The following is a 9,831-nucleotide window of genomic DNA, read 5'->3' as shown; positions in this document are numbered from 1 at the left end:
TTGGTGCTGTGTTCCGCATCCGTCACAACATGGCGATTGCTATTCACAAGTTCTTCCATGAAAAGGGCTTCTTCTATTTCCATACACCGATCATTACGGCTTCCGATTGTGAAGGTGCCGGACAGATGTTCCAGGTGACTACCATGAACCTGTATGACTTGAAGAAAGACGAGAGAGGCTCTATCTCTTATGAAGATGATTTCTTCGGTAAGCAGGCAAGTTTGACCGTTTCCGGTCAGCTGGAAGGTGAATTGGCTGCTACTGCTTTGGGAGCTATCTACACATTCGGTCCTACGTTCCGTGCCGAAAACTCCAACACTCCCCGCCACTTGGCAGAGTTCTGGATGGTTGAGCCGGAAGTTGCTTTCAACGATATTACAGACAATATGGACTTGGCGGAAGAGTTCATCAAATATTGTGTGAAATGGGCGTTGGATAACTGTGCGGATGATGTGAAGTTCCTCAACGATATGTTCGACAAGGGCTTGATTGAACGTCTGCAAGGTGTATTGAAAGATGAGTTCGTACGTCTGCCTTATACAGACGGTATCAAGATTCTGGAAGAAGCTGTTGCGAAAGGCCATAGGTTCGAGTTCCCGGTTTACTGGGGCGTGGATTTGGCTTCTGAACACGAACGCTTCCTGGTGGAAGAACACTTCAAACGTCCGGTGATTCTGACTGACTATCCGAAAGAAATCAAAGCCTTCTATATGAAGCAGAACGAAGATGGTAAGACTGTACGTGCAATGGACGTTCTTTTCCCGAAGATCGGTGAAATTATCGGTGGTTCCGAACGTGAAGCGGACTATGACAAGCTGCTGACCCGTATTGAAGAAATGCACATCCCGATGAAGGATATGTGGTGGTATCTGGATACCCGTAAGTTTGGTACGTGTCCTCATTCCGGTTTCGGACTTGGTTTTGAACGTCTGTTATTATTCGTTACAGGTATGGCGAACATCCGTGACGTGATACCGTTCCCGCGTACACCGAGAAATGCTGATTTCTAATATTTCGGTATATTTATGTAAAACTCGCATAATCTTTGGGTTATGCGAGTTTTTTTATGTCTTTGATAGTTATATTCTCAAAATAAATATTTATATTTGGACATACGCCTTCGAGAGTGTTAACTAAAATCATACGACAATGAAAAAGCTCTTTTTCTTTACCATGCTTTCAATGATATTGTTGGCGGTAACAGATGCAACGGCCCAGAAGAAAACTAAATTCAAACCGGCCGAGTTAAAAGGAATCTGGCAACTTTGCCATTATGTGTCGGAATCTCCCGATGTTCCGGGAGCATTAAAACCCAGTAATACCTTTAAAGTCCTGAGCCATGACGGACGAATCGTCAACTTTACCATCATTCCCGGTGCGGACGCTATCATAACCGGATATGGCACGTATAAACAGTTGACAGATGATTCTTATAAAGAAAGTATTGAAAAGAATATCCATCTGCCAATGCTGGACAATCAGGATAATATTCTCGAATTTGAAATCAAGGATAGTGATTATTTGTGTTTGAAGTATTTCATCAAAAATGATTTGAATGGAAACGAACTGAATACCTGGTATTATGAAACTTGGAAACGGGTGGAGATGCCGGCCAAATTCCCGGAAGATATTGTGAGATAAAAGAATTGCTAGGTTTCGGTGACGAGAGGTGATGATGGCGTACTTTTCCTTTTTATAAGGGGAGTACGCCATTTTTTTTGTGGATAAAAACGGGGTATGGACGAAAACAAAAGAGTTTTGGATGAAATCTACATCGCTACATATAGAATCGAGGATGAAAAAATAGATATTTAAAGCCATTCTGACGGGTAACGCTTACTTTTGCTTCCAGTGAAATACTGATAAATGCGATATGATGAATCCACAAAAAAGTGAGTGCCCGGTGTTGCTGAAAATGATAGGCATGCTGTTTTTATGCAGCCTGGCGTTTTCGGGTGTTCTGGAAGCGCGCGAGTATACGCCTTCCCGTGTCCATGAGAATGAACGTGAGACACCTTATCCTCAAGAGTTTAATCAACCTTATTTGAATCCGGTTCCTTTACTGGTTCCCCAGAAGATGAAGCAGTCGGATTTTCTCCAGTTTGCCCTATCCCAGGAGAAAGATTTCTCCGGAAGTACGACTGTGCTCTCCAAATCGATTGCTTGGTGCATGTTCAATCCACATCAAGTACTTAACGCCGGAACTTGGTACTGGCGTTTCCGCTCTGTCAGTGCATCCGGCGAGAACATGCCTTGGAGCGAGACTTACTCTTTTACCATTACCGATGATATTCCTAAGTTCGTGACTCCTCCTTTTGAAGAAGTGCGGAAAGTGATGACAGAGAAACATCCCCGTCTTTACTGTTTCTTGGAAAATGAGCTGGAGGATGCACGTCTAAAGATGTGTTCACATCCCGAATATAACCTTATGATTAGCTCGGCACGCCAAGGACTTGCGGCAGATTATAGCACAGATACGCAGCCTTATAAACATGCCTCCGCCATGGTGGTTCATTGTGAGAAACTCCACACGGCTTATACCTTGCTGCAAAGAGATGTGTATGCCAATAAGATGGTGCAGCTAATTCGCTGGCTGCTTCCTTCTCAAGTGACCGATCGTCAGTTGGACAATGATTTCTATGCCGGGGATTTAGCATATCTTTTTGCCTGCACGTATGAGACTTGCCATGAACGCTTCACGGCTGACGAACGCACTAAGATGGAGCAGCTAATGGTGAAGATACTGAATCATTACCACCCTCGCTTCCAAGGTTCAATGGAGAACCACATATTCGATAACCATTTATGGCAGTTCACTTTCCGCAGATTATTGCAGACTTCATTAGTGCTGTACGATAAATATCCCGAAGCACGCGAGTTCTTTGAATACAGTTACGAGCTGTGGACTTCCCGTGCCCCTGCCACCGGCTTCAATCGCGACGGCACGTGGATAAACGGTACTTGCTATTTCAGTGCCAATGCAGTTACCTTATCCTACGTTCCCATTCTTTTCTCTTATCTTACCGGTACGGACTTCTTTCAGCACCCTTGGTATCGTGGGGTAGGAAAGGCGATGGTGTATGGTTGGCCTCCCCATTCGCAGAGTGTGAGTTTCGGTGACGGACACGAGCAGATGAACGATAAGCCGTTGATTGTACGCAGTGCATTTGCCGAATTCATGGCAAGAGAGACGGGAGACCCCTATTCTGCATGGTACACTTCTGTTGACAAAAGATATGAAATGGATGATGAAATGCGTCTGTATCGCATGGTGCGACCGGAATCCCGAAAGTCGCAAACAGACATTCCGGCAGACGAACCGAAGGCAAGATGGTTTCACGATAGTGGTGAAATGATCGCCAATTCGTCGATGACAGATTTTCAGAATAATCTGTGTCTTAACTTTCATTCCAGTCCTTTCGGTTCGGGCAGTCACACACATTCCGACCAGAATGCGTTCAATCTTCACTTCCGTGGTGTGCCCGTCTATGGTTCCACGGGTTATTATATGAATTTTGCCGATGCCCATAATTTGCTTTCCTACCGTCATACCCGTGCGCACAACACCCTGTTGGTGGACGGCATCGGACAGCCTTTTTCAACCAAAGCTTATGGTAATATCGTGCGCATGCTTGGTGGAGAGCACATTTCCTACGCTTTGGGAGATGCATCGAATGCCTATTGCGGCGTCAGCGAATATCCGATGTGGATTCGCAACTTTGCCAACCAACAGTTGGAGCAATCTGTAGAAAATGGATTTGGGGGGACTCCGCTTACTCTTTATCGCAGACATATCTTCTTGTTGCATCCGGACAAAGTATTGATTTACGATGAGATGGAGGCAAAGAAACCTGTTCGTTGGGATTGGCTGTTGCACAGTCCGGTTCAGTTCTCTGTCAATGAACAGACTCATCAGCTTATCACCCGAAATGAAGAGAAGCAATTCACTGCTGTGGCACAATTATTCAGCCGGCAGGATTTCGATATTACCCAAACGGACTGCTTCGTAGCACCTCCCGACGAGAAGAAAGCTGTACGTGGTGAAGTGCTCGCCAACCAATGGCATCTCACTGCCAGCTTCACCCCTTGCAGACGTAATCGGATTTTGACACTGATTCAGGTGAATCCCGACGGTACAAAGGCGGTGGAAGTGGTAAGAGAAGGTAATCGTTTTCGTTGTGGTAACTGGGATATTGAGGCTGAGTTGGATACCAAAAAGCCTGCCAGCCTGTATATCTTCAATGCCGTCAATCAAACAGTCTTCAGTTATGGCAAACCTTCTCCGCTGATTGGCGGAAAATCATACAAGCCTATTCACAAAGAATCTTCTATGCTGTTTGATAAGCTAAACGGGGAGTGGCAAGTGCAGGAAATGATAGACCGGAAGCCTCAACTTACCGGAAGTAATAAGTAAGGTCTTAGATAAGAAATGCATGAAATACAAAATTTAAAGAATAAATCACTAAAACTATAAATATGAAGAAGAAAAGAAAATTGTGTGTTGCGATTTTGGGAATGAGCCTGTTGACCGCTTGTAGTATTCCCAAAGTGGGTGCACCCGAATGGTTCGAAAATGCAGTGGAAACTTCTGGTCGTCAGTTGCTTTTCATGGCGGAGCAGTTGGAGAACGTGCCGGATACCGCTTGTTTCCCACGTTCTATCAAAGAAGATGGAAGTTATCGTCTGGAAAATGCCAAAGATTGGACGAGTGGTTTCTATCCCGGTTCCATGTGGCTGGCCTATGACCTGACGGGAGATGAGGCATTGGCGAAAGAAGCCCGGACGTACACTAACCGTTTGGAAGATATCCAATATTATACAGGAAACCATGATATCGGTTTTATGATGTTTTGTAGTTACGGACATGCTCACCACCTGAAACCGGAATCGAAAGATAAACAGATTCTGGTAAATTCTTCGGAAAGCCTTTGTGCTCGATTTAGTCCGGAAGTAGGTTTGATCCGTTCCTGGGACTTTGGTGATTGGAGCTATCCGGTTATCATTGATAATATGATGAACCTTGAAATGCTGTTTTGGGCATCCGAGCAAACCGGAAATTCAAAATATCGTGATATAGCGATTGCTCATGCGGATAAGACGTTGAAGAATCATTTTCGCGATGATATGACTTCCTATCATGTAGTCAGTTATTCTGTGCCAAGCGGCAAGGTGGAATCCAAAGGTACATTCCAAGGATATTCCGACTCTTCTGCATGGGCACGCGGACAGGCTTGGGGTGTTTATGGATATACGATGTGTTACCGCTTTACGAAGAATCCCGTTTACCTCGAAGCTGCACATAAGATTGCGCGCTTTATCATGAACAACCGTCCTTCAGAAAAAGACTATATTCCTTACTGGGATTACAACGCCCCCGATATACCGAATGCTCCCCGTGATGCTTCGGCAGCAGCTGTAACCGCATCCGCCCTGCTTGAGTTAAATGGTTACACTGACGATAAAAAAATGAGCGATGATTATGCAGAATATGCCGAAAATATCCTGAAACAACTTTCTTCACCCGAATATCTGGCAAAGGAAAAGGAGAACAAAGGATTTATTCTGCTGCATTCAGTAGGTAGTTTTCCGCACAACAGTGAAGTGAATGTACCGCTAAACTATGCAGATTACTACTTTTTGGAAGCCTTGAAACGTTATAAAGAGTTGAAGAAATTTAGCTAATTAACATATCATAGTATATACTGTGCTTTATCGAGAGAGAGTGATTTTTATCAGTCTCTCTCTTCTTTTTTAGTTGATACAATCTCTATTCCCCTTTAGCTTTCCCTCTTCTTCCCCTGATTTTTTACATAATCCGACGGCAGGCAACCCATATACTTCTTAAAACTGGTAGAGAAATAAGATGCCGAGCTGAATCCCACCTTGCTACTGATTTCAGAAATCGAATATCTTCCTTCCAGCAGTAATTTGCAGGCTTTGTTAAATCGTATGCGCCGGATGAAGTTGGCCGGTGGCTCACCCGATACGGAGTTCATCTTGAGATACAGTGAAGAGCGGCTCATAAATAACTTCTCCGCCAAATCATCAGCCGTAAAATTCTCATCGTCGATATTCTCTTCGACAATTTGTATGGCTTTGCTCATGAACTCTTCATCCAATGTGTTGGAAGTCATTTTCGCAGTATCGATGTCGATTGTATCCGAATAATAATGTCTCAACCGTTGCTTCGCTTTCAGAATATTATTGATTTTCCCTTTCAGCAGATTCATAGAGAAAGGTTTGGGAATATAATCATCGGCTCCGATGCGGATACCCGCAGTTTGTGCTTCGATGCTCCCTTTGGCAGACAGGAGAATGACAGGAATATGGCAAGTCTGCATATTCTTCTTAATCAGTTCGCATAACTTTATACCGTCAATACCCGGCATCATGACATCAGAAAGTACGATGTCCACCTTCTGCTCTTTCAGGATAGCCAGTGCTTCTTCCCCGTTTCCGGCGGTCAGCGTGATATATTTCGATTTAAAATTGTTCTTCAGATAATCAACCATTTCTTTATTGTCGTCCACCAACAGGATAGTCTCTGTAATATCATTCGGAGACTGTTCTTCCTCTTGTCCGTCTTGTCCGGCAGATGGATCGATTACCGGAAATTCACCGTCTTCTGCCATCGTTTCCGTAGCAAACGAAGAAGTCTGCCATTCAGAATTGTTATCTTCTTGTCGGCTCACTATTTCTGCCGGACTAAATTCCTGTATGTCCGAAGGCAATTCAATAACGAAATCACTTCCCTGACCTGGCTTGCTGTCGACGCTGATACTACCGTGATGCTTCTCTACCAGACATTTCACTAATGAAAGCCCGATTCCACTACCTTTCCGGTCTTCGTTCGCCTGATAGAAACGTTCGAAGATACGTGATAATTTCTCCGGCGGAATTCCGATGCCGCTATCCTTGATACTGAATCCGAAGCTATGTTCCTTTTTCCATAAAGAAAATGTTATTTCTCCACCATTCGGCGTAAACTTGAAAGCGTTGGAGAGCAGATTGGTCAGCATCATTTCCACATAAGTCTTGTCTATCGGGAGCGGACTGCCATTCAAATCGGAGTGGAACTGATAAGTAATATTTCTTTTCTGCGCATTTTCTCTGAACATGGCAAAGACATTTCCGGCAAGTTCATCCACATCGTTCATAGCCACATGAATAGGCAGTGCTCCCGATTCCGCTTTCCGGAAATCGAGCAACTGATTGACAAGATGCAACAATTTGCGCCCGTTTCTGTAGACATACGAAAGTTTCTGCTGGACCGGAACATCAAACTTATTCTTTTCTTCCGTCAGTTCTTCCAGAGGAGCCAATATCAAACTCAAAGGAGTGCGTAGCTCATGAGACATATTGATGTAGAAGCGGACTTTCTCCTGACTGATTTCTTCAATCTTGTTCCGTTCGAGATGATCAATCTGCATCTGCATTTTCATCTTTGCTCGTGCAATGAAGAAATAGAGGATGAAAGCGATTCCTCCCAATATCAGCAGAACGAAAATCGACTTCGCCCACCACGTCTGATACCACATCGGGGTGATATGTACGAAAAACTCGGTGGGAGTAAGGCTCCAACGTCCGTTATTGTTGCACGCTTTTACTTTAAAGATATACTTTCCGGGTGGCAGATTAGAGTAAGTGGCTCCCCGTTGGGAGATAGCCTGTGCGGAAGATACCCAGTCTTCATCGAATCCTTCCAGCTTGTAGGCAAAAAGGTTCCGCCTTCCCGAAAGATAATTGATAACAGAAAAACGGATACTGAACAACTTGCGGTTGGAAGGAAAGGACATACCCAATAATCTTCCGTTGCTTGCCTGGAAATATTTGGATACTCCGTCTTTGATGTCTACCACCGGTTGGTTCAGGATAGTAGCACCGGTGACAACGGCATTGGGAGAAAACGGATTGTCTACAAATTCATAAGGATTGAAATAGGTGATACCTTTCAAACTTCCCAGAAAGAAGATACCATCTTGTGTCTTGCATGCTCCGTAGGTATTGAACTGTCCGTGACTCAAACCGTCTAGCACCGTGTAGTTGAGAAACGTTTGTTCGGAAGGGTCGAAGCAAGACAAACCGCGGTTGGTCGTTATCCACAGACGTCCGCGTCCGTCTTCCAGCACGCCATAGATGAAGTTGTTGGGTAGTCCGTCTTTGGTGGAGTATCGAGCTTGATTGTTGGTACTTCCGTCGGGTGACTTGTACAGACCGACAGAAGAGCCAATCCATATGTGCTGATTGCTATCTTCCTGTATGCAGAAAGCCTGTATCAGAGACGGAGTTTTGGAAGTATAATCCTTCCATTCTTCCAGTTTGCCGTTGGCATATACAAACAGACTCTCTTCCGTACCAATCCATATCCGGTCTTTCGAATCACGATAAAGTACGGAGATGAGTACAGAGTTCAATCGGGGATATTTTTGTGCCAAAGGATGCAGGGACAGTTTCTTTGTCTTTTTGTCAAAACGGTGCAGCCCGATGATGGAGCCTACCCACAGCGTTCCGTCTTTCCCGTCCAATAGGGAATAACAACTATTGTTGAATGAAACGGCATTGGGGAAAGTATAGTTTTCAATTTGTCCGCCCGTACCGGACAGATAACTCAATCCTCCACCGTGGCTGCCTATATACACACCATTCCCATCGGGGAGGGCGCATTTGATATTATCCGATTGCAGCGCACGCGGATTATTGCGGTTGGCCCGATAGACGGTGAAATGATTCTTTTTCCGGTCGTATTCGTTCAGTCCTCCGTCGTTGGTTCCTATCCAGAGATTGCCTGTGCGGGAATCTTCCACAATGCAACTGACTGTGTTGTCGCTGATAGAATTCTTGTAGGCGGAATAGGTCATCGTATCGAATGCCGGTGCCATGGGATGGTAATAGTTGAGTCCGCCGTAGAAAGTACCTACCCATATCCCTCCTTGATTATCTTTCAGGATGGAGCGGACGGAGTTGTGTCCCAGCGAGTTTTCGTCTTCATGCGAGAACGTGTATTTATCTATCGTGCCCGTTTCCGGTTCGAGAATGAACAGGGCGTTGATGGTTCCTATCCAGATTCTGCCTTTGTCATCCTGTGCCAGTGTGCGGACAGATTCGAAGGGGGATTGCCGTTGCCGGTCGTTGTAAAGATAGTGCTCTTTGATTTGGAACTTTTCGTCCATCGAGTACACTCCATTGATGAAAGACCCTAGCCAGCAGGTACGTTTTCGCGGGTCATAAACGACGGATGAAATCGCTTCGTTCTTTAATTCGGGGAGTATCCGGACTACGGAATTATCTTGCGGCCGATAATGATAGATACCGGAAGAACTGCCAAGCAGAATCCCTTCGTTAATCTGGCAGATGGAATAGATGGTTGTCCCCTGCAAGTGGGGGTGAAGGTTCATATATCCGGTCTTTTTGTCGAAGACAACCAGTCCGTTGCTGGTCCCTAACAGTAGTTGACCTTTGTCGCTCAGGTCTTCGATGGCGAATATTTGCACGGGCAATCCTTCGGGTAAAGAGTAATTGGTGAAGTTGTTTCCTACAATATTATAGCGTGATAGCCCCGTCAAAGTGCCTACCCAAACCGTGCCTTCGGCATCGGTGCAGAGTGAATATACATGATTGTTGGACAAACTGGTGCTGTCGTTCAAATCTTTGTAGAGCGGGGCGAAGCGGTAACCGTCGTACCAGTTCAGTCCGTCTATGGTTCCCACCCAGATTTTGCCGTTATGGTCTTGTGTCAGTGCCAGAACCGTATTTTGCGACATTCCGTCGTTGACGGACAGCCGTCGGAAATGGATGCGACCCGATTCGCCCGCCATAGCATAACAGATAGAA

General features: G+C 45.1%; 5 protein-coding genes. 4 read left to right on the top strand and 1 reads right to left on the bottom strand.

Annotated elements, in window-relative coordinates; translation table 11 throughout:
- The 4 genes from asnS to Q5076_RS14725 all read left to right on the top strand — a co-directional run.
- Window positions 1-1,010, top strand: a 1,010-nt coding sequence (gene asnS, locus Q5076_RS14740) for an asparagine--tRNA ligase (RefSeq protein WP_303014361.1), incomplete at its 5' end; no start/stop codon positions are given.
- A 139-nt stretch (window positions 1,011-1,149) separates the two neighbouring features.
- The gene (locus Q5076_RS14735; protein WP_303014360.1) at window positions 1,150-1,641 is read left to right on the top strand and encodes a DUF4488 domain-containing protein; all 492 of its coding nucleotides are present in this window, start codon (window positions 1,150-1,152) and stop codon (window positions 1,639-1,641) included.
- Window positions 1,642-1,873: 232 nt separating this feature from the next.
- On the top strand, window positions 1,874-4,414 hold the full coding sequence (locus Q5076_RS14730; RefSeq protein WP_303014359.1) for a DUF4962 domain-containing protein: 2,541 nt from the start codon (window positions 1,874-1,876) through the stop codon (window positions 4,412-4,414).
- 62 nt (window positions 4,415-4,476) lie between these two features.
- On the top strand, window positions 4,477-5,682 hold the full coding sequence (locus tag Q5076_RS14725; RefSeq protein ID WP_303014358.1) for a glycoside hydrolase family 88 protein: 1,206 nt from the start codon (window positions 4,477-4,479) through the stop codon (window positions 5,680-5,682).
- A gap of 95 nt (window positions 5,683-5,777) precedes the next feature.
- Here the strand turns inward: Q5076_RS14725 and Q5076_RS14720 are convergent, their stop codons facing one another.
- A complete protein-coding gene (locus tag Q5076_RS14720; protein WP_303014362.1) occupies window positions 5,778-9,815 on the bottom strand; it encodes a hybrid sensor histidine kinase/response regulator transcription factor in 4,038 nt (1,345 codons plus the stop codon).
- Window positions 9,816-9,831: the final 16 nt, after the last annotated feature.

This window comes from uncultured Bacteroides sp., from assembly GCF_958445495.1.
In the GTDB taxonomy this organism is placed as follows: domain Bacteria; phylum Bacteroidota; class Bacteroidia; order Bacteroidales; family Bacteroidaceae; genus Bacteroides.
Note: the sequence above shows the minus strand (reverse complement) of the source record. Positions and strands in the feature narration are given on the sequence as shown.